The sequence below is a fragment of the Escherichia sp. 94.0001 genome (assembly GCF_013369155.2).
GTDB lineage: Bacteria > Pseudomonadota > Gammaproteobacteria > Enterobacterales > Enterobacteriaceae > Escherichia > Escherichia coli_F.
In genome coordinates, this window is record NZ_JABWMS020000205.1 from 1 (window position 1) to 762 (window position 762).

Genomic DNA, 762 nt, shown 5'->3' on the forward strand with positions numbered 1-762 from the left:
CGCCAGCGCAAATTTTCGTTTTTGCGTTGTCAGCACAGCCTCCTCCCGGGTCCATAACGCACTCAGCCGGGTATGGTTCAGCCCATTTTTCCCGGCGTCTCATGCCGCAAATGTTAACTGCTGCCTGGTTAACATTTGCTGAAAAAGCCAGTTAACATTTTTTTCGCACAACAAACTGAATAATAAAGATAAAAACCGAAAAAATGCCCGGGCAGCCAGTTAACATGTTAACTGGCCTGAAACAGGAATTTTTTCTCTGCATGAGACGGGGGGCGGTGTCCGGGGCGATCGTTTTTTTTCGCCGGATGATCCCCCCCCGGGGCGGGTCACAGTCCGATGATATCGTCTGCCCTGCCATGACCTCCGGACACCTCCGGCAGCGTCGGGTCCGGCATACCACTCGCCGTTTCACTGACTGACTTCTGGCGATGGCATTCGGTACAGAGCGTCCAGAGATTCGTCTCCTCATTACCACCACCGAACTGAAGTGCAATGCGGTGATCGAGTTCACTGTCACAAAGGTCAACCACACGCCCACAGAGACAGCACTGTCCGGCATCCCTCAGCCAGATACGACGCTTGAGGGAAACCCGGGCACTGCCACTGACCCGACGCTGTTCACCCTTCAGGACATTCACCCGCCGGGTATTCAGAGTTTTGATTCTGCCCGGTAACGTACGAAGCACGGCCATGTAAAATCCTCGCCATATAGCTTGTCACCAGAGGAAAGAAAATGTCACCGAAAAACCGGACCCGCAGAAC

At 53.7% G+C, this 762-nt stretch carries 1 protein-coding gene; it reads right to left on the reverse strand.

Translation table 11 applies throughout. The annotated features are described in order from the left end of the window. Window positions 1-326: 326 nt before the first annotated feature. Window positions 327-692 carry an HNH endonuclease gene (locus HEN33_RS25245; protein WP_001303046.1) on the reverse strand — a complete coding sequence of 122 codons (366 nt, stop codon included), beginning with the start codon at window positions 690-692 and terminating at the stop codon, window positions 327-329. Window positions 693-762 lie beyond the last annotated feature (70 nt).

Coding starts and splice junctions, on each gene's coding strand:
- HEN33_RS25245 (WP_001303046.1), bottom strand. CDS start 692: ATGGCCGTGCTTCGTACGTTACCGGGCAGAATCAAAACTCTGAATACC.